Source organism: Mesorhizobium sp. M0408, from assembly GCF_040321495.1.
Classification (GTDB): Bacteria; Pseudomonadota; Alphaproteobacteria; order Rhizobiales; family Rhizobiaceae; genus Mesorhizobium.
This window is the reverse complement of the sequence record NZ_JAMYRO010000004.1, coordinates 177,199-200,735: the sequence shown is the minus strand read 5'-3', so window position 1 is coordinate 200,735 and position 23,537 is coordinate 177,199. Positions and strand designations below refer to the sequence as shown.

The window sequence follows — 23,537 nt, the reverse complement described above, 5'->3', positions numbered from 1 at the left end:
TGGTCCAGCGACGACCAAGGGTGGCCCGGTAATCTCCATATCGAATTAGCACCTTTGCGCTTGCCTTGAAGGCATTCTATCCTGGACGGTAGTATCCGCTCGTGGGCATAGAATGTCGGTACTGCCTTCCTTAAGAATTTACGCGCCGCTCAACGCGGTGCTGGCTGCGACTGGGCTTGTGGCGGTGGCTACGCTCACGACACCGGACCTGTCCGGACGAAGCAGACTGGCTTTGGCTGCCGTGCTCGCAGTCATTTGGGGCGTCTATCTCCTGGAATTGGCCGAGAAACTGCTCAAGCGCCGGGCGGGAGACGTTCGGGACAGGACGCCGGCAATCGCCATTGATGTGCTCGCGGTTTTGGTTCCACTCGCCGCATTTCTGCTCGTCGGCACGCCCGACCGGAGCCTCTACTGTGCTGTCTGGCTGCTGAAACCGCTGCGCGATTCAACTTTCTTCCCGCTGCTGGGCAGAATCCTGACCAACGAAGCGCGCAACCTGATCGGCGTCGCCACGGTCTTCGGCATCGTTCTTTTCGGTTTTGCGCTCGCAGCCTATGTCATCGAGCGCGACGTCCAACCGCAACAGTTCGGCAGCATCCCCCAGGCAATGTGGTGGGCCGTGGTCACGCTGTCCACCACCGGCTATGGCGACGCTATTCCGGAAAGCTTCGCCGGCCGCGTCCTTGCCGGGGCGGTCATGATGAGTGGCATCGGCATCTTCGCGCTCTGGGCTGGCATTCTTGCCACCGGCTTTTATCAAGAAGTCCGTCGCGAGGATTTCGTCCGCAATTGGCAATTGGTCGCCGCCGTGCCGTTGTTTCAGAAGCTCGGCCCGGCCACGCTAGTCGAGATCGTGCGCGCATTACGACCTCGCATCGTGCCGGCGGGCGCTGTGATCTGCCGCAATGGCGAGACCGGTGACCAGATGTTCTTCGTCGTGGAGGGGCGCGTCAGCGTCGCGACGCCGAACCCGGTGGAGCTGGGCCCTGGCGCCTTCTTCGGCGAGATGGCGCTGATCACCGGCGAACCGCGCTCGGCGACCGTCAGCGCCACAACGGTGGTCTCACTCCTGTCGCTACACTCGGCGGATTTCCAGATGCTGTGCAGCAGCAGCCCGGAGATCGCAGAAATCATCCGCAAGACCGCGCTCGAGCGGCGCGGCGCCTAACGGTTGACCGTATTAGACTAGGTGTTCGTCAGGAGGAGGATGCGATGCCAAGGCGGCCAATTGCCTGCCGATGGTGGCTGGCTGGAACTGCATGCTCTGCCGCTGCCGAACCACCCTCAATACAAATCGCCACGGAATCGTAGAAAAATGCTTTAAAATCAACGCGGGAGGCGTTGCGGCGCTGCATCTCGACCGCACCATTAAATTCGAAAGCGGAATCTCTTACACGTTGAATTCGAGCACGGCAGGGAGCGTCCTTGTCGGGGCACGTGCTTTTTGCCTGATTGCGGTCGCGAGTTTGGCTTATGCGAAGTGGCCATCGGCGGGCATGGCCATCTATCGATAGGCGCACATGATTATTCGCGCACCAGGCGTCCGGTCGCCCACCAGATCACCGATACAACAACGATCGATGCGTAGCCGTCCACGGCATAGTGCCAGCCAGTGAACACCGATCCGTACAGGATCAGGGCTGCAAAGGTCCAACCCAGAACGCCAAGCCAGCGATTGATCGATGACAGCAAATAGGCGTTCAATGCGGCAAAGGCGACATGCATGCTTGGCATGGCCGAGATGCCGCCGCCAAGACTTGGCCGGCCGCTTTGGTAAGCCATCAGGAGATATGCCGCGGGTTCCCGCACCATGTAACTATGGTCCAGCCTGTCCAAGGCCGCATTCAATCCGTGGAAGCGATCCACGCCGACAAAGTGGTGGTAGTAAACCGGTCCGACCGATGCCAGCGCCAGGGCCAAGACCGTTCCGAGGACGGACAACGTCAGCGCTGCTGCGCAGAGATAGCGGATGCGGGCAATCTCGTCCGACCAGAGCGACACGAAAAGGATGGTGCCGAACCACTGGTAAAACCAAATGACTTCATAGCTGTTGAAGACGACGAACGACCAATTGTTGCTGTCGAGCTTATGGACGATCTCCCATGGCGGCATCCCGTGCAGCCATTCATCAGCATCGGCCAACCAGTTGTCGGCATAGTATGGGACGACGGACGGGATGGCGATCTTGTAGGTAGAGAACGCGGTCAAGCTGGCAAAGAAGAACAACAGCACCAGCAGACAACCGCGCCAGCGCCCTTGAACCAAATCCAGTGCGTAGCGAACCGGTTGCCGCCGGCCATGGATTAGCGCGGTACAGCAGACGCCCCCGATAAACAACACCGGAATGCCAACAAGAAACTTGTGAGAATAGATTAAAGCTGACGTATAGAATACTTCTGGATATAGTGCAGATGCGCCTAAAACGTATGTCGCCATGAACAAGGAGAGGCGCAATTGCCATATGGCGGAGGGCCTGTAGCGAGAGGCTTCCGTGGTTAGGGCCAAACCAATTTACCCGTTCTTAACGTTTCGCCGGAGAGACACATACACCGATAAGGTAAAAACCTTGCCGCCAGGTTTACTTTTCCCCGGTGGTCGACATTTGCCGGCTGGCCCGCATGCGGTGGATTGATTCCCTGAGCAATCTTGCATCCGCATTGCTGTCCATGCCCCCGCGTCAAGGAATTGCCCCAGAGCCTCGAGCCGGCCGGTTGCTTAAACACGGGCCCGCCACGCCTTCGGTTGACATATCATAAGTTTTAGCTTATCATAAGTTATGGTTTATGATTACGCAGGAATGGTGGCCTTGGCCGATCCGACGCGCCGCAAGGTGTTCGAGCTCATCGCCGATCGGCCACGCTCGGTCATCGATCTGACGCGAGTGCTTCCGGTCTCGCAGCCGGCGGTATCGCAGCACCTCAAGGTCTTGAAGGAAGCCCGGCTGGTCCGCGCAGAGCCGAAGGGTGCCAGCAACATCTATCATCTCGACCCGCATGGGCTCGGCGAGATGCGCGCCTGGCTCGACCGCATGTGGGGCGATGCGCTCGACGCCTTCAAACGGGAAGTCGACAACAGCAAGGAGAAGAGGAAATGACGACCATGATCAAGCCCGCGCCGGTCAGGAAGTCGGTGACGGTGGAGGTGCCGCTCGACAAGGCATTCGATGTGTTCACCACAGGATTCGGGCGCTGGTGGCCGGCTTCGCACTCGATCGGCAAATCCGCCCTGACGACCGCGGTGATCGAACCGAAAGCCGGCGGCCGCTGGTACGAGATCGGCGAGGATGGGTCACAATGCGATTGGGGCGAGGTTCTCGCCTGGGATCCGCCGTCCAGGCTGACGCTCGCCTGGCGCATTGGAGCCGGCTGGCGCTACGATCCGGCATTGCTGACCGAAGTCGAGATCCGCTTTGTCGCGCTCGGCGAGAACGCGACGCGTGTGGAACTCGAGCACAGGCTTCTGGAGAACATGGGCGAAACCGCAGAGGCGATGCGCGAGGCCTTCGAATCCGAGGGTGGCTGGAGCGGTCTCCTGGACCGCTATGCGGCTGAGGCCAAGCGCCACGCCGCCTGATCGGGAAGCCTTCCAGTCCAATACCAGCGAGGCCCTCGCACTGTCGGCCTCGCCGTTTTTGAATCAGTGTCGATCTGCCCATCTGGTTGACCGGGGGGGATACGCTGCCCTTTACCTGCCGCCGCGAAGGTTTGCAGCGCCGCAGGTTTGTAGAACGTCCTCTCCTCCTACCATCCGGTATGCGCCGCGTCGTTTGGACGCGCGAACGGCGCTGTAGCAATTTGTCGTTGTGCATGGTCCTTTCGCAAAATCGATTCCGATTGTCAGGGTCATGCGTTAGACCTGACAGGCACCTTATCCGGAAATCCGATGGCGGGAGGCGCTGGTGGAAGGCCAGGACGAACAGATGACCGGCGCCAGGGCCGCCGAGGAGCGCCGCGCCGACATCTATGACGAGGACGGCGTCATCCTGTCGTCGTTCCTCGCCCAGATCGGTGCCGCGATCGCCGATCGCGATACGCTGACGCTGAAGCGTGAAGTCGACGATCTGCACCAGTCGGAACTCGGCCACCTGCTCGAGGCCCTGCACCCGGAACAGCGACGCGCGCTGGTCGAATTGCTGGGCAAGGATTTCGATTTTTCCGCGCTGACCGAGGTTGACGAGGCGATTCGCCGCGACATCGTCGACAGTCTGCCCAATGCGCAGATCGCCCAAGCGGTGCAGGATCTCGATTCCGACGACGCGGTCTACATTCTCGAAGACCTAGACCAGGAGGACCAGGACGAGATCCTGTCGCAGCTGCCGTTCACCGAGCGGATCAGGCTGCGGCGTTCGCTTGACTATCCCGAAGAGACCGCCGGCCGCCGCATGCAGACGGAGTTCGTCGCGGTGCCGCCCTTCTGGACGATCGGCCAGACCATCGACTACATGCGCGAGGACAACAATCTTCCCGACCGTTTCAGCCAGATCTTCGTCATCGATCCGAGCTTCAAGCTGCTCGGCGCCATCGACCTCGACCAGATCCTGCGTACCAAGCGCTCGGTCAAGGTCGAAGAGGTCATGCATGAGACCAGGCATGCCATCCCGGCCACCATGGACCAGGAGGAGGCGGCACGCGAATTCGAACAATACGATCTTCTGTCCGCCGCCGTCGTCGACGAGAACGAGCGGCTGGTGGGCGTGCTGACCATCGACGACGTCGTCGACGTCATCCAGCAGGAGGCCGAGGAAGATCTGCTGCGCATGGGCGGCGTCGGCGACGAAGAACTCTCGGACAGCATCTTTTCGACCTCGCGCTCGCGCGTGCCCTGGCTGCTGGTCAATCTTTTGACGGCTTTCCTGGCGGCCTCGGTGATCGGCCTGTTCGACCGCACCATCGAGCATATCGTGGCGCTGGCGGTGCTGATGCCGATCGTCGCCGGCATGGGCGGCAATGCCGGCTCGCAGACCATGACGATCACGGTGCGGGCGCTGGCGACCAGGGACCTCGACATCTACAATGCCGGCCGCATCATCCGCCGCGAAATCGGGGTGGGCTTCATCAACGGCATCATCTTTGCCATCCTGATCGGCCTCGTCGCTGCTGCCTGGTTCCACGATCGCAATCTCGGCGGCATCATTGCGGCTGCGATGATCATCAATATGTTCGTGGCGGCTCTGGCGGGCATCCTTATCCCGCTGCTGCTCGACCGCTTCAAGATCGATCCGGCTGTGGCTTCGGCGGTTTTCGTCACCACGGTCACCGATGTCGTCGGTTTCTTTGCCTTTCTCGGGCTCGCCACATGGTGGTTCGGCGTGCGCTGAACGTCACCTCAATTGACTTTTACGTAAATGCCATGCGAGGCTTTGAAAGGTGCCTTGTCCGCCGATTCTGGTACGCGCCTGGGCGCCGGCGGCGCCGGCCAGTTGGAACTCGCGGCGTGGCCGGGGCATTGGAGTGACGATGCGGGAATATTATTCGATCACGGAGCTGACCCGCGAATTCGACGTGTCGACGCGGACGTTGCGCTTCTATGAGGACGAAGGGCTGGTGCAGCCAGTGAGACGCGGCCGCACTCGGCTGTTCCGTCCGTCGGACCGGCATCTCATCCGCCAGATCATGCGCGGCAAGAGGCTCGGCTTCTCGATCAACGAGATCCGCGAAATCATCCAGATGTACAGGGAACCGCCCGGCGAGGTCGGCCAACTCAAATTGATGATCAAGCGCATCGAGGAAAAGCGCGAGGATTTGCGCCAGAAACGCCGCGACCTCGAAGAGACCTTGGCCGAGCTCGACCAGGCAGAGGAATCCTGCGTCGAGCGGCTGGTGGAACTCGGCGTCACCACATGAGCGTGGCGTCAGCGCCGGCTCAAATCCAGCGCCGCACCCTTTTGGCGTAGTCCCGGTATTTCTTGCCGAATTTGGCCGTCAGCACCTTCTCCTCGCTCTCGATCGTCAGCTTCTGCGTCAGGAACGCCGCGATGACCGCCAGCGGCAGGAACCAGGCGATCCCAGTGACAAAGGCGAGGCTGACCAGCAGCAGCGTGTTGGCGAGGTAGATCGGGTTGCGGCTGACGGCGAAGGGTCCGGTAGTCACCAGATGGTCAGGCACGCCGTTCGGGTTGAGCGTCGTCTTGGCGCGGATCATGGTGCGGATTGCCGTGAACCAGAGCGCGACAACCGCCACCAACCCCACAAGGCCGGCGGCGAACAGGATGTCGCCGAGAAGATCGCCGATCCACGGTAGCGGATAGAACAGCCCTAGCGCGACGCTGACGATGATGGCGGCGATATAGATCAGCGGCGGCCATGGGATGTGCCCCAGCTTCGGCTGCCCAGGATTTTGCTGCACGGGTTTCGGGTGACTGTCGCTCATTATTGTCCTCCCTCGATTAGCGCGTTCCCGGTTCCGCCGCCTCGGTTTGGGCGGTGCAGGTGCCGGCGAGCTCGCCAATATGCGCCTTCCACTCCGGGGACTGGTCGTTGCTGTAGAGCCGGTCAAGCGAGGCTTCGCCCTGGAGAGTGTCCAGCATGCAGGCACAATAGCTGGAGCAGAACTCGGTGTCGCGTGCCTGCTCGCAGGATATCTGGCAGGATTTCAGAAAACGCATCTCCCTGGTTTCGGCCTGCGCCGGCATGAATTGCGAAAACAGCCAGACCGAGCCGATCAGCACCGGCTGATGGATCAAATAGAAGGCAAGGCTGTGCCGGCCGATGAAGACCAGCGGATTTGCCCAGCGGCCGGGCGCCAATGCCGACAGCCGCGTCAGCGCGCCGGAGGTGGCGGCGAGCTTGGTAACCGCGATGCCGGCAAGTACGGCGCCGAACCAGGGCAGCAGTGGAACGTAGTCGTTGGAGCGCGGGTTGGTCGCCGACAGGCCGACCCACCACAAAGCCGGATGATCGAAAAGCTCAGATCGCAGGTAGAAAGGCGCGGCAATAGCGAGGGCCGCCACGGCAAGCGTCAGTAGCGTCGGGAGGCGCAGGAACGCCAGGCCGAGCAGGCTGGCGAGCGCGATCTCGTGCAATATGCCGAAGAAGATGAAGCCGTCGGGCGTGGCGATGCGGGTGACCAGCGATATTGCGAGCGCTGCCCCGGCAACCATGGCGAAGCGCTTCCAGAAGCCGGTCCAGCGGATTTTCTTGCCATGGGCGAGATAGAGGCTGATGCCGACCAGGAACAGGAAGCTCGAGGCGATGCAGCGCGCGTAGATTTTCCACCAGCCGAAGGCGGTGAGGCCGGGATCGGTGTAGCCGAAGAATTCGAGGTCCCAGGTGAAATGATAGCTCGCCATGGCAAGCAAAGCGATGCCGCGTGCAATGTCGATAGCGGCGATGCGCTTCGACTTCGGTTGATCCTGAACGGCTGCGCTCGGCGTGTCGATGCTCATGGTCTCGCTGTCTTGGTTCAGCCCCGGCAAGACGACTATCACGGTTGCCACCGTCAACAGAAGCAGGGCCTTGCGTCGCGTTGGGTACCGGTCGGCATCAGAGCTGCTTTGGGCCAAAGCCGGAAAGCCTTTGGCCGGCGTGCTGGCGTTTTTCGGACTGGGCGCGGTTTTCGCGACACTCGGCCTGCTGGCGGCGGCCTGCGGCTTCGTCACCTGGCGCTATCTGCCCAAATCGCTTTGATGTTCGAGCGCCGCATGGCGCTCGCGCACTCAGTTGTGGAAGCGGTGCAAGTCGTATTCCTCGGGCATCAGTACGCCGGCCTTGTGGCGCATCGAGCGCAGGCCCATCTGGTTGACCTCGCAGATATCAGCATCCTCCTCCAGCACCTGGGTACCGAAGGCGACGATGTTGTCGATATCGGCGGCCGGATCGGCGAGCGCTTCGGGCGAAAAAAGCCATTCGGCAGTAAGTTCGGTCTGCTCCGGCCCAAGCGGCACCAGCCGCACGGTCCTGACATAGTCGACATGGCCGACGACGAACATCGACGGCATGCTGGTGGCATAGGTCTGCCCGGCGGCACGCTCGCCCGGCGTCAGGCCGGAAAAGACCGAGCCGTGGACGCGCCCGTCGCGCGACCAAGTTTCGGCCCCGGCCCGCAAGCCGCCGGCAAATTCCGGCGCGTCATTGTCGGCCTGGCGCGCCCATTCGGGGTCGTCGTGCCGGCCCATCAGGCCGCGGCCATAGATCGGCACCAGCCGCGACAGATCCTTGTGGACGCCGGGGCAGTGCAGGCACTCGTTGAAATTTTCCCAAAATACCTTCCAGTTGCAGTTTATCACCTTGCGCAGCACATGGCCGCTCAGCAGCGTTTCCAACGGCCAGTTGGCGAGGTTGCCGGATGCCGGATCGAAGGATGTTTCAGCCGAGCCGGCAGCGTCTTCCGCCAGATTGACGAAGACGAAACCGCGCCACACCGAAAGCGCGACCCGGTAGAGCGGATGATCGGCCTTGTCGAAGCCGTCCGGCAGCGATTTCGACGGCACGCGCACCAGATCGCCGTGCAGCGAATAGGACCAGGCATGGTATGGGCAGGTGATGAGCCGCGCCTTCAGCCGTCCTTCGCTCTGCTGGCAAAGCTGCGAGCCGCGATGCCGGCAGGTGTTGTGGAAGGCGCGCAACTCGCCGGTCTCGTCGCGCAGCACGACGACCTCCTGCGTGCCTATGCGGAACGTCCTGAAAGCCAGCGGCTGGGCAAGGTCGGCCTCGCGGCAGACGAGCAGCCAGTTGCGATACCAGATGGCCTCGAGATCGCGCTGATAGGCCGCGATGTCCCAATAGGCTGATGACGGCAGCGTCGGCTCGGCCCGCGTCAGGCCGTTGTAGGGACCGCGCTCATTCGGGCTGGGTTGCGTGCCGGCTTCCTCCCCATCCGCCAGCCGACACCCGGCTGCGAAAATTGTCAATCGCGGCGCCGGCCGACCGGCCTTGGCGAGGCGGCGCATTCGCCACACGATCCGGCGGAATTTGGTTTGCCGGGCACGGCGATTCTGCCTATAGTCGCTGATGTCGTCGGTTCCGTTTGGAACCAAGAGGGAATGCGGTGAGGGCAAGTTGTTTGCCCAATGCCGTGGCTGCCCCCGCAACTGTGTGCGGTAGTCCTCTCCATATGCCACTGAAGGTTCGCCTTCGGGAAGGTGGGGAAGGGCGCTGATCCGCGAGCCAGGAGACCTGCCGGCGACAGGAAACTGACTTCTATGCCCTCGGGTGGAGGGCGAAAGGACAAGACATGAATACCGCTTCCGTTTCGCTCGGCGCTTCCGCCTCCTCGCAGTCGCGTCTCATGCAGCTGGCGCTTGCTGCATTCCTCGGCATTTTCGTCATGGGCTTTGTCGGCTTCTCGCATATCGATGCGGTCCACAATGCCGCGCACGACTATCGCCATTCGATGGGCTTTCCCTGCCACTAACAAGGGGCTGACATCATGACACTGTTTCGCAACGTCGTGTTCATCGCGGCGATCGCAGGGCTTGTGGCCGGCGTGGCTCTCGCCTGCATGCAAGCCTATGCCACGGTGCCGCTCATCCTAAAGGCGGAAGTCTACGAACAGGCCGGCGGCGGCCATGACCATGCCGCGGCACCTGCGACACCGGCTGAAAACGCCGCAGGCACGACGGCTATGAGCAGCGCTGCGCCGGCACCGGCTAAAGCAATGGCTCCGGCGGAAGACGAAGACTGGGCGCCGGCCGACGGTTTCGAACGCTTTGCCTTCAGCGTCGTTGCCAATATCGTCACTGGCATCGGCTTCGCGCTGGTCCTGGTCGCGGTTTCGGAATTCGCCGGCGGCATCGGCAATTGGCGCCAGGGCCTGTTCTGGGGGCTGGCCGGCTTTGCCGTGTTCACGCTGGCGCCCGGCCTCGGCCTGGCGCCGGAACTGCCGGCGATGCCGGCGGCCGACCTTGTCCAACGCCAGATCTGGTGGTGGGCAACAGTGGTGGCGACAGCGGCCGGTCTCGGCCTTATCGTCTTCCGCAGATCGCTGCCGCTGGTGGCTCTTGCCGTGGCGTTGATCGTTGCGCCGCATATCGTCGGCGCGCCGCAGCCCGATAGCTTCGAGACGGCGATCCCGGAAGGCCTGCACCACCAGTTCGTGGTGGCGGTGACGCTGACCAATCTGGTGTTCTGGCTGGTGCTCGGCGCGGTCGTCGGCGTGGTGCGCGGACGCTTCACGGGCACGGCGACCAGCCTGCGCGACAGCTTTGCCTGACCGCGCTGCGGGGCCACTTCCCCTGGTCATCGGCGGGCCGGGCCCCGGCATGCGCGCGCATGCCGAGAGCCTGGTGACGGTCGGCCCGCCGCCTTGGAGCTATATCGCCACGGCGCAAGCCTATGACGATGAGATGCGCCAGCGCATCGCGCTGCACCGCTCGCGCCGCGGCGCCGGCTGGACGACCATCGATGCGCCGCTCGACCTTGCCGGCGCGATCGGAGCGCTGCCTGACGGCCAGCCGGTGCTGATCGACTGCCTGACGCTGTGGCTGACCAATCACATGCTGGCCGAACATGATGTCGAGGCCGAATGCCAAAAACTGGCGGACGTGCTGTCGCGGCCGCGCGGACCGTGGTTCGTGGTGTCCAACGAGGTCGGCCAGGGCATCGTGCCGGACAATGCGCTGGCAAGACGGTTTCGCGACGCCGCCGGCCGGCTGAACCAGGACGTCGCGGCTGTTGCCGGCACCGTGCTTTTGATGGTGGCGGGGCTGCCGCTCAAGGTGAAATGACATGGCTGATACTATCGATCCCAAGGACGAGGAACGCCACCGCGCCAAGATGGCCAAGCGCAAGGCGGTGCAGGACGCCGAGGTCGCGGCCAAGACGGTCGAGAAGGGGCTGCTGATCGTCAACACCGGACCGGGCAAGGGCAAGACCACGGCCGCCTTTGGGCTGGCGCTCAGGATGCTCGGCTATGGCAAGCGCGTCGGCGTCGTTCAGTTCATCAAGGGCAAATGGCACACCGGCGAGAAAGATGCCTTTGCCGCCTTCGGCGACCGTGTCGTCTGGCACGCCATGGGCGAGGGCTTTACCTGGGAGACACAGGACCTGAAGCGCGACATCGCGGCGGCCGAGGCTGCCTGGGCGAAAGCGCTGGAGCTGATGGCCGAGCCGTCGATCAGCCTCGTGGTGCTCGACGAGCTGAACATCGCGCTGCGCTACGACTATCTCGATCTCGAAAAGGTGGTCGCGGCGCTGAAGGCGCGTCGCGAAGGCCTGCATGTCGTCGTCACCGGCCGCAACGCCAAACCGGTATTGGTCGAGGCGGCCGATCTGGTCACCGAGATGGGCGTGACCAAGCACCACTTCTCCGCCGGCGTGAAGGCGCAGCAGGGGATCGAGTTCTGAGGGGTGTTGCTGGCGCCTCTTCTTCCTTCTCCCCTTGTGGGAGAAGGTGGATTGGCGCGCAGCGCCAAGACGGTTGAGGGGTGCTGGCCGGAGCGCTGTTGGTGCCAAGCTGGAACACCCCTCATCCGGCCGCTTCGCGGCCACCTTCTCCCACAAGGGGAGAAGGGAAAGCCGCACGAAGCGGCTCGCCCCTGGAATGGTAAGGGTGAGGGGCGGCGCCGACCTGACGCGATTATTTGAGGCGTAGCCCTATTTTGTTCTTGCTTTGTGCCGGCAGCTATGCTACTAATTTCGGTATGGTGCTAATTGGCTCCAACGACCCGCCGCATGGTGGGTTTTTTGTTTCCGCTCGATCTCGAGCGCAGATCACGCCAAGATAACAACCACCGCGACCACGCCGAACAGCGCGATCAGCAGTAAGTCGGCGACGCGGTAGAGTTTCAGCGCCCGTCGGATGTCGGTGCTCTCGACATCATCGCGCCGGCCGCCTTCGCCCATCAATGCGTCTTCGACCATGACGCCGTCATAGGAACGGGGGCCGGCGAGCGCCAGGCCGAGCGCGCCGGCCATCGCTGCTTCCGGCCAGCCGGCATTGGGCGAGCGGTGTTTTTTCGCATCGCGCCGCACGGCGTGCCAGGCGCCCTTGGCGTCGGCGCCCTTGACCAGGAAAGCGGCGAGTACGATCAGCAGCGCCGTCAGCCGCGACGCCGGCAGATTTATCCAATCGTCGAAGCGCGCAGCCGCCCAGCCGAAGGCTTCGTGGCGCGGGGTGCGATGGCCGATCATCGAATCGGCGGTGTTGGCGGCCTTGTAGGCGACGCCGCCGGCGAGCCCGCCGATACCGAGCCAGAAGGCCGGAGCGACGACGCCGTCGGAGAAATTCTCGGCCAGGCTTTCGATCGCGGCGCGGCAGACAGCGGCCCTGTCGAGCTTTTCCGGGTCGCGACCGACGATCCGCGAGACGGCAATGCGGCCCATATCCAGTCCGCCGCTGTCGAGTGCGTCGGCGACCGCTTCGACATGCTCGGCCAGGCTCTTCTGCGACAGCAGCGACGTCGCCAGGATTGCGGTGACCAACAAGCCGAGGGGAATGCTCCAAAGCAAGGTTTCGAGCCAGAGGGCGAGGGCGGCCGGCACCAGCACGATCACCAGCAGCGCGAAGACGCCCCAGCCGCGACGGTGGGCGTCGGAATCAGTGGCGCGGTTGAGCCTGCGGTCGAGAAAGGATATCAGCCTGCCGAACCAGGTGACGGGATGGCCAATGGCATCGAAGAGCCGGGCCGGGTAGCCGAGTACAAGTTCGATGGCCAGCGACAGGAAAGTGATCAGGATCGGCATGAAGTCTCTTGATGGAGTGACGGCGGCAGTGGACCACGGCGGAAGCCTTGGCCGGGCGAGGGCGCTTTTCCCTCAGGCGCCGCTGCCTTTCGTCGACCTCTCGACCGGGATCAATCCGCACTCCTACCCGCTTTTCGATTTGCCCGCCACCGCCCTGTCGCGATTGCCGGAAACAGCGCGCAGCCGCGACTTGGCTGAACGCGCGGCAAGCGCCTATGGCGCCCCGTCGGCGGCGAATGTCGCAGCGGCGCCCGGCACGCAGATCCTGTTGCCGCGCGTCGCTTCCCTGGTCAGCCCGGGCACGGCGCTGGTGCTCGGGCCGACTTATGCCGAGCATCGGCGGGCAGCGGCGATCGCCGGCCATGCGGCGGCTGAAGTCGATGATTTCGAAGCCCTGGCGGCGGCCGACCTTGCCGTCGTCGTCAATCCCAACAACCCGGACGGGCGCGTCGTCGAGCGCGAAAGATTGCTTCGACTTGCCGGGACATTACGCGCCAGAGGCGGGCTGCTGGTCGTGGACGAGGCCTTCATGGATGTCGGCCCGCGCAGCGAAAGCCTGGCCGGCGACATCGACCAGGGCGGCATCGTCGTGCTGCGTTCGTTCGGCAAGTTCTTCGGCCTGGCCGGCCTGCGGCTTGGCTTTGCACTGGCCGATGCGCTGACGGTCGAGCGGCTGGAGGCGCAATTCGGGCCATGGGCGGTTGCCGGGCCGGCGCTCGAATATGGCATAAGGGCGCTTGCAGATACCGGCTGGCAGGCCGGGATGCGGCGCCGTCTGGCCGAGGATGCCGCACGGCTCGATACGCTGTTCGGCCGCTTCGGCGTGCCTGTCGCCGGTGGCACCGCGCTGTTCCGCTATATCAGGGTGGCGAACGCTGCCGGCCTGTTTTCGGCGCTTGGCCAGCGCGGCATCCTGCTTCGGCATTTCGCCGATCGTCCGGATGTGCTGCGCGCCGGCCTGCCGGGAGCCGACGAAGAATGGCGGCGGCTCGAATCCGCACTTGCCGGCTGGGCCTCGCGGCGCGACGATGATGCCAAGGGAGAAACGATCCAATGATCCATGTCTGCTCGCTGTCCAAAGTCGAGGAAACGGTAACGAAGACCGGGGCCGAGCGGCTGCTTTCGCTGCTTGCCGCCGGAACGGAGGTGATGCGACCGGCCTCGATCACCAGGGAAAACCATCTGCATCTGGTCATGCACGACATTGCGGTAGCGCAGGAGGGCATGACCATGCCGGGCGAGGAGCATGTCTTGAATCTGCTCGATTTCGCACGCCAATGGGATCGCTCGCGGCCGCTGGTGGTGCATTGCTATGCCGGCATCAGCCGCTCGACCGCCTCGGCCTACATCATCGCGGCAGCCTTGGCGCCGAAGCGCGACGAGGCCGAACTGGCCGACACGCTGCGCGCGCTGTCGCCCACGGCGACACCCAATCCGCGGCTGATCGCAATTGCCGACGTGCTGCTCGATCGCAGGGGTCGGATGATCGAAGCGATCCAGGCGATCGGGCGCGGCGCGGATGCTTTCGAAGGCACGCCGTTCGAATTGAAAATCTGAGCTTAAAAACAAATTCCAGGAAAATGCGCAGGAGTTCTAGGACACGGCCAAGGGGCGAATGATGATCGGCAGAATTTTGGCCATCGTTGTTGGCGTGGTCTGCGCGACAGGCAGCGCCATGGCCGCGTCCATGCCGGCTCTCAAGTCGATCGACCTGGCAGCGCTCCAAGCCACTGTCGAGGGTTTGGCCAAGGAACTTATGCTGCCCGGTGCCATGGTTTTGCTCAAGACTCCGCGGGGCAACCTCGTCTTCGGCTACGGTACGACTGAACTGGGTGCCACGAACCCGCCGCGCGCCGATACCCACTTCCGTGCGGCCTCGAACACCAAGACGATGACCGCCGCTGTCATCGTGCAACTGGTGCAGGAAGGGAACTGAGCTTCGCCGATCTGATCTCGAAATACGTCCAGCGCGTTCCCAACGGCGACGAGATAACCATTCGGCAGCTCATAACAATGCGGAGCGGCCTCCCTAACTTCACCAATGCGCCGGAACTTGCCGAAAGCCTGGACAAGTATCCTTACAAGGTATGGACCGCTGATGAAGTACTCGGCATGGCGTTCAAACGGCCGCCGGACTTCGCGCCGGGTGCCGAATTCGAGTACAACAACACCAACTACTATCTGCTCGGCCTTGTTGCCGAGAAGATCGACGGCAAGCCGCTCTCGACCATCTTCCGGGACCGCCTGTTCGGGCCGCTCGGCATGAAGAACACGGCGTTGCCGCCGAGCACGTCGAACGCCATCCCCGAGCCATACTCAAACGGATATCTCTACGGCAGTACTTCGTACGCCCTGGCTGATGCGCCCTATCCGGACGACCTCCAGGCTGCGGCCAGGGCGGGAACGCTCAAGCCCAACGACGACACATGGCAGAACCCGTCCGCCTACTTTGCGGCTGGCGGAGTCATCTCCACCGCGGATGACCTTGCGACCTGGATGCGCGCGCTGGTCGGGGGCAAGCTCTTCAATGCCGACTTCCAGCGGCAGTGGCTTGCAAGCCCTGAGGCGCCGGAGCCGGGCGAACCCGCCATGCAAAAATACGGCTATGGCATCCTAACGCTGACCTTCGGGCCTAACGAAATCTACTATCACGAAGGCGAGATGCCCGGTTACCAGTCCTTCATGGGCTACGATCCGGCCAATGACGTCACCCTGGTCATATGGACCAACCTGACTCTCGCGCTCGACGGCCAGGCGACCGCCAACACCTTGATGGTGAAGATACTGGACGAAATCTACACGGTGTCGCCGCTTCAAGAGGTGAAGTGAGGATCCTCGCGCGCGAATGGAATCGCCCTCGTGAGCGAGGCCTGAGTTGGTGGGATCAAACACCTACGCCAGCCAATCCGCCAGCTTTGCCTTGCCCACGTCCCTCAGCAGGCCGATGAAGCCGTCGGCCTGATGCTCGGCGGTGAGCCGGCCTTTTTCAGCGGTGGCAATGCTGGCGTCGCCGACGACGCCATTCGGGTTGAGATCGCTGGCGATCCAGGCGAAGGCGTGCGTTCCGGTGTGGCGCAGCAGCGCAAATTCCTTTTCGGCGCTGGCGACCTTGGACACGAAATTGTCGGCCTTCCCCATATCGACGAGGTCGGGCCGGAAGTGCAGCATCAGCGAGGTCTCGACGTCGCCGCCATGGATGCCGTGGCGGTCCTCGAGCTCGGTGTACATGCCGGCCGGCCGGCCAAAGCGCTGCCAGCTGGTCTTTACCGCCAGCATCTTTGCCCGCACACGCAATTCGCGGGTGACGATGCCCATGATCTCCTCATTGCCGCCATGCGAGTTGACGACAATCAGTTTTCGGACGCCGGCGCGCGCGACCGACAGGCCAAGTTCGGTCCACGCCTCGACCAAGGTCGTCGCCGGCAAAGTGAGGGTGCCCGGTGCGTGCAAATGCTCGTTCGACTTGCCCACCGCCTGGACCGGCAGGATGCGGATGTCGAGATCGCCGGGCAGGCGCGCGATCACCGTTTCCAGCATGCCGTTCATGATCGAGGTGTCGGTCGAGACCGGCAGATGCGGGCCGTGCTGCTCAATCGCCGCCAGCGGCAGAACGGCAATGGTCGCTTCAGGATCGACGGTCGCGTATTCGGTGGTCCGGTAGTCACCCCACCATACGCGTTTTTTTGCAGCGGTCATGTCATGCCTCTTGAACCGACAAGCCCAGACCTAACGCGGGAACGATCGGCTGTCGATCATCGCGCCGCAATGACCTCGATCTCGACCTTGAATTCCGGCCGGGCAAAACCGGACACGATCATCAGCGTCGAGGCCGGCGCCGGGCTGGCGAACAGCCGGTCGCGAACCTCCATATAGGGCCGCAGGAAGGCGCGGTCGGTGACGTAGGCGTTGATGCGGACGATGTCGGAGAGGCCGAGCCCGGCCTCGCCGAGAATCGCCGCTATGTTCCGGAAACAAAGCTCGGCCTGTGCGCCGGCCTCCTCGGGGATCTGGTCGTCCGGGGTGATTGCGACCTGGCCCGAACACAGCACCAGCCGCTTGCCGGGCGGCAGTTCGACGCCATGGCTGTAGCGGGCGAAGGGCGGCTTGATCGACTTCGGCGTGAGAAATTTGAACATGGCAATCTCCGTTCACGGCAGCCTAAAGCGGGATCGATGCGGGCATCAAGATGGCGGTGCATGTCACGAGGGCGATTGTGGACAGGCGATCAAAAAATAGGCACGATGCCTTTCGTACAGCATGACCCGTCCGGCCTTCGCGCCGCCATTGCTCAGGCGGGCATTGCACAAGCGGGCGGTCCCGGCGCAACGCGCCGGTGGCATGTGTCTTGCTTCTTGAAACAATGGTGTCGAGCCCGGCGCGTGACGCGCCGGAGCGAACAAAGGGTGGTGTGTGGATGTACGGAAAACTCAAGATTTCGGCGGGCGTGATCGTGCTGCTTGGCGCAGGCACGCTTGCCGCGGCAGCGAACGAAAAAGTCACCTTCGGCACCAACTGGCTGGCTGAGCCGGAGCATGGCGGTTACTACCAGGCCGTGGCGGACGGCACCTATGCGGCCTGCGGCATCGACGTGACGATCATGCAGGGCGGCCCACAGGTCAGCGGCCGGCCGCTGCTGCTGGCCGGCAAGATCGATTTTTACATGGGCGGCAATCTGCTGTCGGCCTTCGATGCCGTGCAGCAAGGCATACCGATGCGCGTCGTGGCGGCCGACTTCCAGAAGGACCCGCAGGTCATCATGTCCCATCCCGGGCAGGGGCTGGACAAATGGGAAGACCTGAAGAACGCCGACCAGTACATCCTCGGCGACGAAGGTGCGCAGACCTTCTTCCAGTGGATGGTCACCGACCTCGGCTTCGACGCCGCCAAGCGCGCGCCCTACACCTTCAACCCGGCGCCGTTCATCGCCAACAAGAAGTCGATCCAGCAGGGTTACGTCACCTCGGAGCCATTCGCCGTCCAGAAGCAGGGCGGTTTCACGCCGAACCAGTTCCTGCTGGCCGACTATGGCTGGGACACATATGCAACGACGGTCGAGACCATGCAGGAGACGGTCGACAAGCGGCCCGAGGTGGTCCAGTGCTTCGTCGATGGCTCGGCCAAGGGCTGGTACAATTATCTCTACGGCGACAACAAGGCCGCCAACGAGATGATCAAGAAGGAAAATCCGGACATGACGGATGAGCAGATCGCCTTCTCGATCGAGCAGCTGAAGAAGTTCGGCGTGGTCGATTCCGGCGACAGCGAAAAGCTCGGCATCGGCGCCATGACCGATGCGCGCATCCAGAGTTTTTACGACAAGATGGTCAAGGCCAAGGTCACACCGGCGGGCATCGACATCAAGAAGGCCTACACGCTGGCCTTCGTCAACAAGAGCGTCGGGCTCGACCTGAAGAAGTAGGCCGTGAAGCTGGAGAAAGTGGCGCAACAGCCAGGAAGCGTATCGGGGCCGACGCTGTTGGCGCTGCGTGGCGTCGGCAAGGTTTTTTCCAACGGCGTCACCGCGCTCAGCAATGTCGAGCTGACGATCCGGGAGGGCGATTTCCTCAGCCTGCTCGGGCCGTCGGGCTGCGGCAAATCGACGGCGCTGCGGCTGATTGCCGGCCTGTCGACGCCGACCTCGGGCGTGCTCGACTGGCGCGGCAGCGGCGCCCTCGAGCGTTCGACTATCGGCGACCGTTCAAATATCGGCTTCGTCTTCCAGGAGCCGACGCTGCTGCCCTGGGCCGACGTCTTCGACAATGTCTGGCTGCCGCTGCGGCTGAAGGGCGTGTCGCGTGCCAAGGCGGCGCCGGCGGTGATGGAGATGCTGGCGCGGGTTCACCTGACCGGCTTCGAGAATGCCGTGCCGCGCGAACTGTCCGGCGGCATGAAGATGCGCGTCTCTATCGCCCGCGCCATGGTAACCAAGCCGCGCATTCTGTTGATGGACGAGCCGTTCGCCGCACTCGACGAGATCACCCGCTTCAAGCTCAACAACGACCTTCTCGAGCTATGGCAGGATGAGCGTTTTACCGTCGTTTTCGTCACCCACAGCGTCTTCGAAAGCGTATTCCTCTCCAACCGCATCGTCGTCATGGCGGCGCGGCCGGGCCGGGTGTTTGCCGAGCTTGCCGTCGATGCATCCTATCCGCGCGACGAGGCGTTTCGCACCTCGCCCGACTATGCCGCGCTCTGCCGCCAGGCATCCGACGTGCTGATCGGCGCTATCAACTCAACTGCCGGACCGCATCATGACGGCCATTGAAGAACCAGTCCTGGCGCTCGACCCGGAGGAGGCGCGCCGCGTCCGCCAGGAGCGCTTCGAGCGCATCGGCAGATGGCTGCTGCCGCTGGCGATCATGATCCTGGCCATCTGGCTGTGGGACCGCGTCTGTGTCTGGAACGACATTCCGAAATACATCCTGCCGCGCCCCGGCGTGGTGCTGCAGACGCTGCACGACGATGCCGGGCTGCTGTTCTCCTCGCTGCTGGTGACACTCAGGATCACCTTCTTGAGCCTGCTTCTCGCCGTGGTCGGCGGTGTCGGGCTGGCAGTGCTGTTCGCTCAGTCGAAATGGGTGGAGATGTCGTTCTTTCCGTTCGCCATCGTGCTGCAGGTGACGCCGATCGTCGCGATCTTTCCGCTGATCAATATCTATGTCGACAACCAGACGACGAAGCTTTTGCTTTGCGCCTGGATCGTCGCCTTCTTTCCGATCCTCTCCAACACCACACTCGGCCTCAATTCCGTCGATCGCAATTTGCGCGACATGTTCAAGCTCAACGGCGCGACCCGCTGGCAGCAATTGCGCTATCTGCGGCTGCCGGCGGCGATGCCTTATTTCCTCGGCGGGCTGAAGATCGCCGGCGGCCTGTCGCTGATCGGCTCGGTGGTGGCCGAGTTCGTCGCCGGCGCCACCGGCCAGTCGTCCGGCCTCGCCTCGCGCATCATCGAGGCCGGCTACCGGCTCAACGCACCAAGACTGTTCGCGGCGCTGATCCTGATCTCGCTCACCGGCATCCTGATCTTCCTGGTGCTGTCGCTGATTTCGCATCTCATTTTGCGGCGCTGGCACGAGAGCGCGCTGAGGCAGGAGCGGTGATGGTGAGCAGCGCCAGCACCCCCCTCTGTCCTGCCGGACATCTCCCCCTCAAGGGGGGAGATTGGATGCTATCCAGGATTTCGCTAATCGCCAACGTTGCAAGACGAGCGCCATGGGCGAGGCTGCCAATCTCCCCCCTTGAGGGGGAGATGCCAAGTAGTGGTAAAGAGGGCAGGACAGAGGGGGGTACGCCTTGATACCGGCTTCTGGTTCCTACTATCTCTCCAAGGTCCGGCTTCATGCCTCCCTGACGCTCGGCCTTGCCGCTCCTTCCGACGCCGACGGTTTTGCACTCGCCGACATCGCCGTCGCCGACGGCAGGATTTCCAGCATTGCGGCGCATCGGCGATCGGCAGCACCGGCAGCCGCCCTCGACCTCGGCGGCCGCATCGTGCTGCCGTGCTTTGTCGACTGCCACACCCATATCGACAAGGGCCATATCTGGCCCCGAAAGCCCAACCCGGACGGCACCTTCATGGCCGCTTTGAACGCCACCGGCGCCGACCGCGCGGCGCGCTGGAGCGCCGACGACGTTGCCCGCCGCATGGATTTTTCGCTGCGCTGCGCCTACGCGCACGGCACCAGGGCGCTGCGCACGCATCTCGACAGCGTCGCGCCGCAGGAAGAGATCTCCTGGCCGGTGTTCGAGGCGATGCGGGAGAAATGGCGCGGCCGCATCGAGCTGCAGGCGGCCTGCCTGCTCGGCATCGAAGGCGTGCGCGACAGGAAATGGTTCGAGAGGCTGGCCAAACGGGTGGCTGCCGCCAAGGGTGTCCTCGGCGTCGTCACCTACATGGTGCCGGATCTCGAAGAACTGCTCGACCAGGTGTTTGCGCAGGCGATCAAGCATGGCCTCGACCTCGATTTCCACGCCGACGAGACCGACGATGTCTCGGCGATCTCGCTGAAGAAAATCGCCGAAGCAGCCCTTTGGAACGGTTTTGACGGGAACATCCTGGTCGGCCATTGCTGCTCGCTGGCGCGCCAGCCCGACCTCGACGTGCTCGACACGCTGGATAAGGTCGCCAAGGCCGGCTTGGCGGTGGTGTCGCTGCCGATGTGCAATCTCTATCTGCAGGACCGGCGAGGCGACAGGACAACGCCGCGCTGGCGCGGGGTGACGCTGCTGCACGAGATGAAGGCGCGCGGCATTGCCGTCGCCGTCGCCTCCGACAATACGCGCGACCCGTTCTATGCCTATGGCGATCTCGATATGCTGGAGGTCTATCGCATGGCGACGCGCATCCTGCATCTCGACCATCCCGTCGCGGACTGGCCGCAAGCTGTCACCGCAACGCCGGCCAAGGTGATGCGGCTCGATAATTTCGGCACGCTTGCCGCCGGAGCGCCGGCCGATTTCGTCGTCTTCAGGGGGCGAAGCTGGACGGAATTGCTGTCGCGGCCCGAATCGGATCGCATCGTCGTGCGCGACGGGCATGCGATCGAGCGCCAGCTGCCCGATTATGCCGAACTCGATGATCTGATGGTGGAATGATGGATATTGCGGCGCTCAAGCGCGACCTGGACGGCCTCAAGGTCGATGACCATCCGGCCATCGTCCAGCAGAAGAGCCGCGACTTCTACTGGTACAGCCCGGTGCTGAAGCAGCAGCTCGAGCACGTCACCGGTGACCTGATCGTGACGCCGAAAACCGAAGACGAGGTCGTCCGCATTCTCGCCGCCTGCCACCGGCACGGCGTCCCGGTGACGCCGCGCGGCAGTGGCACCGGCAATTACGGGCAGGCGATGCCACTGTCCGGCGGCGTGGTGCTCAATCTCGCCGAGATGAACGCGGTCAAGATGATCGCGCCGGGCCGTGTCGTCACCGGCCCCGGCGCCGTGCTCGCCGACATCGACAGAGCGACGCGGGCGCATTCCGGCCAGGAGCTCCGCATGTCGCCGTCGACCTACAACACCGCATCGATCGGCGGCTTCGTCGCCGGCGGCTCCGGCGGCATCGGTTCGATCCGCTGGGGCGGACTGCGCGACCTCGGCAACGTCATCCGGCTGAGGACCGTGACGATGGAGGCTGAGCCGCGGGTCATGGAGCTCACCGGCGAGGACGTGCTGAAGGTGATGCACGCCTACGGCACCAACGGCATCATCACCGAAGTCGAGATGCCTCTGACCGCCAGCTATGACTGGATCGACGTCATCGTCGGCTTCGACGATTTCATGGATGCGGCTGGCTTCGGCAACGATCTCGCCATCCAGGACGGCATATTGGCGAAACTGATCACGCCGATCGCAGCACCCATCCCCTACGATTACTTCAAGCGCCACCAGCGGTTTTTCCGGCGCGGCCAAAGCATCGTCGTCTTGATGATCGCGCCGCATGCGATGGATGCCTTCCTCGCCTTCACGGCGCGCAGCAAGGGCGAGATCGTCTTTCGCGCCGACAAGGAGGCCGATCTCAAAGGGCTGCCGCCGGCCTATGAGCTGACCTGGAACCACACGACGCTGCGTGCCATCCGGGTCGATCCGACGATCACCTATCTGCAGACCCGCTATCCGTCGCCGGACCACCTCGGCCACGTCAAGGCGATGGTCGACCGCTTCGGCGACGAGGTGCCGGCGCATCTCGAGTTCATCCGCTTCGACGGCGCCATCGGCATCGCCGGGCTGCCGCTGGTCCGCTTCACCACGGCGGAGCGGCTCGACGAGATCATCCGCATCCACGAGGACAATGGCTGCTGGATCTTCAACCCGCACCGCTACACGCTGGAAGAAGGCGGCATGAAGCGCACCGACGAGGTGCAGCTCGCCTTCAAGCGCGAAACCGACCCGCAAGGGCTGCTCAATCCAGGCAAGATGATCGCCTGGGAAAACCCGGACTATGATTATCGCTCCGGCAAGTCGTTCCTGTTCAAGGGGCTGGAGAAGGCGGGTTGAGACGATGACGGGCGAGTGGCGCTGTACCCCCCTCTGGCCTGCCGGCCATCTCCTCAAGGGGGGAGATTGGCAGTTCCATCGTCTCGACCATCTTCCAACGTCGTCAACTGGCGAAAGCGATACTGACAGCCGATCTCCCCACTTGGGGGGGAGATGCCCGGCAGGGCAGAGGGGGGTGCTTGGTGCCGACTTGCGAGATGTTCTCCTGTGAACGTCTTCGTCCTCTACGCTCATCCTGTGGAGACCAGCTTCAACGCCGATCTGCACCGGACGATCATCGAGCGGCTGAAGGCCGCCGGCCATGTCGTCGACGACTGCGATCTCTATGCGGAGGGTTTCGATCCCAGGCTGACGCGGGCCGAACGGCTGTCCTATCACGACGAACGCAGCGACGGCGATCCGGCGTCAGCCTATGTCGAGCGCTTACTGCGGGCCGAGGCGCTGGTGCTGTCGTTTCCGGTGTGGAACTTCGGCTATCCGGCCATTTTGAAAGGCTTTTTCGATCGCGTCTTCCTGCCCGGCGTGTCGTTCAAGCTGGTCAACGGCAAGGTGCAGCCGTCGCTGCACAACATTCACAAGGTCGCGGCGGTCACCACCTATGGCGGCAGCCGGTTCCGCGCCATGCTGATGGGCGACCCGCCGCGCAAGCTGGTCAATCGGGTGCTGCGCGCCACCATCAAGCCTGGCGGGTCGGTCTCCTATCTCGCGCATTACTCGATGAACCTGTCGACGAACGAGACGCGGACGAAATTCATCGCGAAGGTCGCTGCCAAGATGGACGCGTTCTGACGCGGGAGGGGACTTTTCCTTCTCCCCTTGTGGGAGAAGGTGGATCGGCGCGTAGCGCCGAGCCGGATGAGGGGTGCTGGAAGAAACGCGGCGTGGGAAGATTGGGACGGGAGCGCTAAACGCTAATTCCGTT

The 23,537-nt window shown here is 63.3% G+C and carries 24 protein-coding genes, 1 pseudogene and 1 riboswitch; of the genes and pseudogenes, 18 read left to right on the top strand and 7 right to left on the bottom strand.

Translation table 11 applies throughout. From position 1 onward, the window contains the following. Positions 1-112: 112 nt before the first annotated feature. Positions 113-1,168 (top strand): cyclic nucleotide-gated potassium channel, encoded by a 1,056-nt coding sequence (locus NKI67_RS06525; protein ID WP_352644822.1) that lies wholly within the window; start codon positions 113-115, stop codon positions 1,166-1,168. A gap of 356 nt (positions 1,169-1,524) precedes the next feature. On the opposite strand, the gene NKI67_RS06520 is transcribed toward NKI67_RS06525, so the two are convergent. Beyond that, positions 1,525-2,436, bottom strand: coding sequence for a phosphatase PAP2 family protein (locus NKI67_RS06520; protein ID WP_352644891.1), 912 nt, complete (start codon positions 2,434-2,436; stop codon positions 1,525-1,527). A 340-nt stretch (positions 2,437-2,776) separates the two neighbouring features. On the opposite strand from NKI67_RS06520, the gene NKI67_RS06515 reads away from it, so the two are divergent. The 4 genes from NKI67_RS06515 to NKI67_RS06500 all read left to right on the top strand — a co-directional run bounded on the left by NKI67_RS06515 (position 2,777) and on the right by NKI67_RS06500 (position 5,843). After that, a complete protein-coding gene (locus NKI67_RS06515; protein ID WP_023720727.1) occupies positions 2,777-3,094 on the top strand; it encodes an ArsR/SmtB family transcription factor in 318 nt (105 codons plus the stop codon). Next, entirely contained in the window at positions 3,091-3,573 is a 483-nt protein-coding gene (locus NKI67_RS06510; RefSeq protein WP_254818127.1) for an SRPBCC family protein, read from the top strand. Before NKI67_RS06515 ends, NKI67_RS06510 begins: the two co-directional genes overlap by 4 nt. A gap of 346 nt (positions 3,574-3,919) precedes the next feature. Next, a complete protein-coding gene (gene mgtE / locus NKI67_RS06505) occupies positions 3,920-5,317 on the top strand; it encodes a magnesium transporter (RefSeq protein WP_502903556.1) in 1,398 nt (465 codons plus the stop codon). Positions 5,318-5,456: 139 nt separating this feature from the next. Next, entirely contained in the window at positions 5,457-5,843 is a 387-nt protein-coding gene (locus NKI67_RS06500) for a MerR family transcriptional regulator (RefSeq protein WP_023676566.1), read from the top strand. Between the two features lie 19 nt (positions 5,844-5,862). Here the strand turns inward: NKI67_RS06500 and NKI67_RS06495 are convergent, their stop codons facing one another. From NKI67_RS06495 to NKI67_RS06485, 3 genes are all read right to left on the bottom strand, one after another. Further along, positions 5,863-6,369: a methyltransferase family protein gene (locus NKI67_RS06495; protein WP_352644820.1), complete on the bottom strand. Its 507-nt coding sequence runs from the start codon at positions 6,367-6,369 to the stop codon at positions 5,863-5,865. A gap of 16 nt (positions 6,370-6,385) precedes the next feature. Continuing rightward, complete coding sequence (locus NKI67_RS06490; protein ID WP_352644818.1) at positions 6,386-7,384, bottom strand: heparan-alpha-glucosaminide N-acetyltransferase; 999 nt, start codon at positions 7,382-7,384, stop codon at positions 6,386-6,388. 270 nt (positions 7,385-7,654) lie between these two features. After that, positions 7,655-8,821, bottom strand: a complete 1,167-nt coding sequence (locus NKI67_RS06485) for an aromatic ring-hydroxylating oxygenase subunit alpha (RefSeq protein WP_502909325.1) — start codon at positions 8,819-8,821, stop codon at positions 7,655-7,657. 117 nt (positions 8,822-8,938) lie between these two features. After that, positions 8,939-9,135, top strand: a riboswitch (cobalamin riboswitch). Between the two features lie 36 nt (positions 9,136-9,171). Between NKI67_RS06485 and NKI67_RS06480 the strand changes: the two genes are divergently transcribed. From NKI67_RS06480 to cobO, 4 genes are read left to right on the top strand one after another with little or no spacing between them, the layout of a single operon-like run. Beyond that, complete coding sequence (locus tag NKI67_RS06480) at positions 9,172-9,351, top strand: CbtB domain-containing protein (protein WP_023676561.1); 180 nt, start codon at positions 9,172-9,174, stop codon at positions 9,349-9,351. 15 nt (positions 9,352-9,366) lie between these two features. Beyond that, the gene (locus tag NKI67_RS06475) at positions 9,367-10,149 is read left to right on the top strand and encodes a CbtA family protein (protein ID WP_352644814.1); all 783 of its coding nucleotides are present in this window, start codon (positions 9,367-9,369) and stop codon (positions 10,147-10,149) included. After that, on the top strand, positions 10,142-10,663 hold the full coding sequence (gene cobU / locus NKI67_RS06470; protein ID WP_352644812.1) for a bifunctional adenosylcobinamide kinase/adenosylcobinamide-phosphate guanylyltransferase: 522 nt from the start codon (positions 10,142-10,144) through the stop codon (positions 10,661-10,663). Before NKI67_RS06475 ends, cobU begins: the two co-directional genes overlap by 8 nt. Before the next feature lies 1 nt (position 10,664). Continuing rightward, on the top strand, positions 10,665-11,282 hold the full coding sequence (gene cobO, locus NKI67_RS06465) for a cob(I)yrinic acid a,c-diamide adenosyltransferase (protein WP_352568974.1): 618 nt from the start codon (positions 10,665-10,667) through the stop codon (positions 11,280-11,282). Between the two features lie 366 nt (positions 11,283-11,648). On the opposite strand, the gene cbiB is transcribed toward cobO, so the two are convergent. Further along, positions 11,649-12,620: an adenosylcobinamide-phosphate synthase CbiB gene (gene cbiB / locus NKI67_RS06460; protein ID WP_352644810.1), complete on the bottom strand. Its 972-nt coding sequence runs from the start codon at positions 12,618-12,620 to the stop codon at positions 11,649-11,651. On the opposite strand from cbiB, the gene cobD reads away from it, so the two are divergent. The 3 genes and pseudogenes from cobD (at position 12,619) to NKI67_RS06445 (ending at position 15,449) form a co-directional block, all read left to right on the top strand. Next, entirely contained in the window at positions 12,619-13,677 is a 1,059-nt protein-coding gene (gene cobD / locus NKI67_RS06455) for a threonine-phosphate decarboxylase CobD (RefSeq protein WP_352644808.1), read from the top strand. The two genes, cbiB and cobD, sit on opposite strands and share 2 nt — an antisense overlap. After that, positions 13,674-14,177, top strand: a complete 504-nt coding sequence (locus NKI67_RS06450) for a tyrosine phosphatase family protein (RefSeq protein ID WP_352644806.1) — start codon at positions 13,674-13,676, stop codon at positions 14,175-14,177. Before cobD ends, NKI67_RS06450 begins: the two co-directional genes overlap by 4 nt. A gap of 58 nt (positions 14,178-14,235) precedes the next feature. Next, a pseudogene (locus NKI67_RS06445) lies at positions 14,236-15,449 on the top strand (serine hydrolase domain-containing protein). Positions 15,450-15,512: 63 nt separating this feature from the next. Here NKI67_RS06445 and NKI67_RS06440 read toward each other — a convergent pair. Further along, entirely contained in the window at positions 15,513-16,316 is an 804-nt protein-coding gene (locus NKI67_RS06440) for a creatininase family protein (protein ID WP_352644804.1), read from the bottom strand. Between the two features lie 56 nt (positions 16,317-16,372). Beyond that, positions 16,373-16,756 carry a RidA family protein gene (locus NKI67_RS06435; protein ID WP_352644802.1) on the bottom strand — a complete coding sequence of 128 codons (384 nt, stop codon included), beginning with the start codon at positions 16,754-16,756 and terminating at the stop codon, positions 16,373-16,375. 278 nt (positions 16,757-17,034) lie between these two features. Here NKI67_RS06435 and NKI67_RS06430 point away from each other — a divergent pair, with 278 nt between their 5' ends. From NKI67_RS06430 to NKI67_RS06405, 6 genes are all read left to right on the top strand, one after another. Next, positions 17,035-18,039, top strand: coding sequence for an ABC transporter substrate-binding protein (locus NKI67_RS06430; protein WP_352617544.1), 1,005 nt, complete (start codon positions 17,035-17,037; stop codon positions 18,037-18,039). Between the two features lie 3 nt (positions 18,040-18,042). Further along, positions 18,043-18,885, top strand: coding sequence for an ABC transporter ATP-binding protein (locus NKI67_RS06425; protein ID WP_352617546.1), 843 nt, complete (start codon positions 18,043-18,045; stop codon positions 18,883-18,885). After that, positions 18,872-19,723 (top strand): ABC transporter permease, encoded by an 852-nt coding sequence (locus NKI67_RS06420; protein WP_352644799.1) that lies wholly within the window; start codon positions 18,872-18,874, stop codon positions 19,721-19,723. The genes NKI67_RS06425 and NKI67_RS06420 overlap by 14 nt, the downstream gene beginning before the upstream one ends. Before the next feature lie 193 nt (positions 19,724-19,916). Beyond that, positions 19,917-21,218 (top strand): cytosine deaminase, encoded by a 1,302-nt coding sequence (locus NKI67_RS06415; protein WP_352644797.1) that lies wholly within the window; start codon positions 19,917-19,919, stop codon positions 21,216-21,218. Beyond that, positions 21,218-22,615, top strand: a complete 1,398-nt coding sequence (locus NKI67_RS06410) for an FAD-binding oxidoreductase (protein WP_352617684.1) — start codon at positions 21,218-21,220, stop codon at positions 22,613-22,615. Before NKI67_RS06415 ends, NKI67_RS06410 begins: the two co-directional genes overlap by 1 nt. A gap of 207 nt (positions 22,616-22,822) precedes the next feature. Continuing rightward, entirely contained in the window at positions 22,823-23,404 is a 582-nt protein-coding gene (locus NKI67_RS06405; RefSeq protein WP_023676544.1) for an NAD(P)H-dependent oxidoreductase, read from the top strand. Positions 23,405-23,537: the final 133 nt, after the last annotated feature.

Coding starts and splice junctions, on each gene's coding strand:
- NKI67_RS06515 (WP_023720727.1), top strand. CDS start 2,777: ATGGTTTATGATTACGCAGGAATGGTGGCCTTGGCCGATCCGACGCGC.
- NKI67_RS06440 (WP_352644804.1), bottom strand. CDS start 16,316: ATGACCGCTGCAAAAAAACGCGTATGGTGGGGTGACTACCGGACCACC.
- NKI67_RS06510 (WP_254818127.1), top strand. CDS start 3,091: ATGACGACCATGATCAAGCCCGCGCCGGTCAGGAAGTCGGTGACGGTG.
- cobO (WP_352568974.1), top strand. CDS start 10,665: ATGGCTGATACTATCGATCCCAAGGACGAGGAACGCCACCGCGCCAAG.
- NKI67_RS06420 (WP_352644799.1), top strand. CDS start 18,872: ATGACGGCCATTGAAGAACCAGTCCTGGCGCTCGACCCGGAGGAGGCG.
- NKI67_RS06410 (WP_352617684.1), top strand. CDS start 21,218: ATGGATATTGCGGCGCTCAAGCGCGACCTGGACGGCCTCAAGGTCGAT.
- NKI67_RS06495 (WP_352644820.1), bottom strand. CDS start 6,369: ATGAGCGACAGTCACCCGAAACCCGTGCAGCAAAATCCTGGGCAGCCG.
- NKI67_RS06500 (WP_023676566.1), top strand. CDS start 5,457: ATGCGGGAATATTATTCGATCACGGAGCTGACCCGCGAATTCGACGTG.
- NKI67_RS06430 (WP_352617544.1), top strand. CDS start 17,035: ATGTACGGAAAACTCAAGATTTCGGCGGGCGTGATCGTGCTGCTTGGC.
- cbiB (WP_352644810.1), bottom strand. CDS start 12,620: ATGCCGATCCTGATCACTTTCCTGTCGCTGGCCATCGAACTTGTACTC.
- NKI67_RS06520 (WP_352644891.1), bottom strand. CDS start 2,436: ATGGCGACATACGTTTTAGGCGCATCTGCACTATATCCAGAAGTATTC.
- NKI67_RS06480 (WP_023676561.1), top strand. CDS start 9,172: ATGAATACCGCTTCCGTTTCGCTCGGCGCTTCCGCCTCCTCGCAGTCG.
- NKI67_RS06490 (WP_352644818.1), bottom strand. CDS start 7,384: ATGAGCATCGACACGCCGAGCGCAGCCGTTCAGGATCAACCGAAGTCG.
- NKI67_RS06450 (WP_352644806.1), top strand. CDS start 13,674: ATGATCCATGTCTGCTCGCTGTCCAAAGTCGAGGAAACGGTAACGAAG.
- NKI67_RS06475 (WP_352644814.1), top strand. CDS start 9,367: ATGACACTGTTTCGCAACGTCGTGTTCATCGCGGCGATCGCAGGGCTT.
- mgtE (WP_502903556.1), top strand. CDS start 3,920: ATGACCGGCGCCAGGGCCGCCGAGGAGCGCCGCGCCGACATCTATGAC.
- NKI67_RS06525 (WP_352644822.1), top strand. CDS start 113: ATGTCGGTACTGCCTTCCTTAAGAATTTACGCGCCGCTCAACGCGGTG.
- cobD (WP_352644808.1), top strand. CDS start 12,619: ATGAAGTCTCTTGATGGAGTGACGGCGGCAGTGGACCACGGCGGAAGC.
- NKI67_RS06435 (WP_352644802.1), bottom strand. CDS start 16,756: ATGTTCAAATTTCTCACGCCGAAGTCGATCAAGCCGCCCTTCGCCCGC.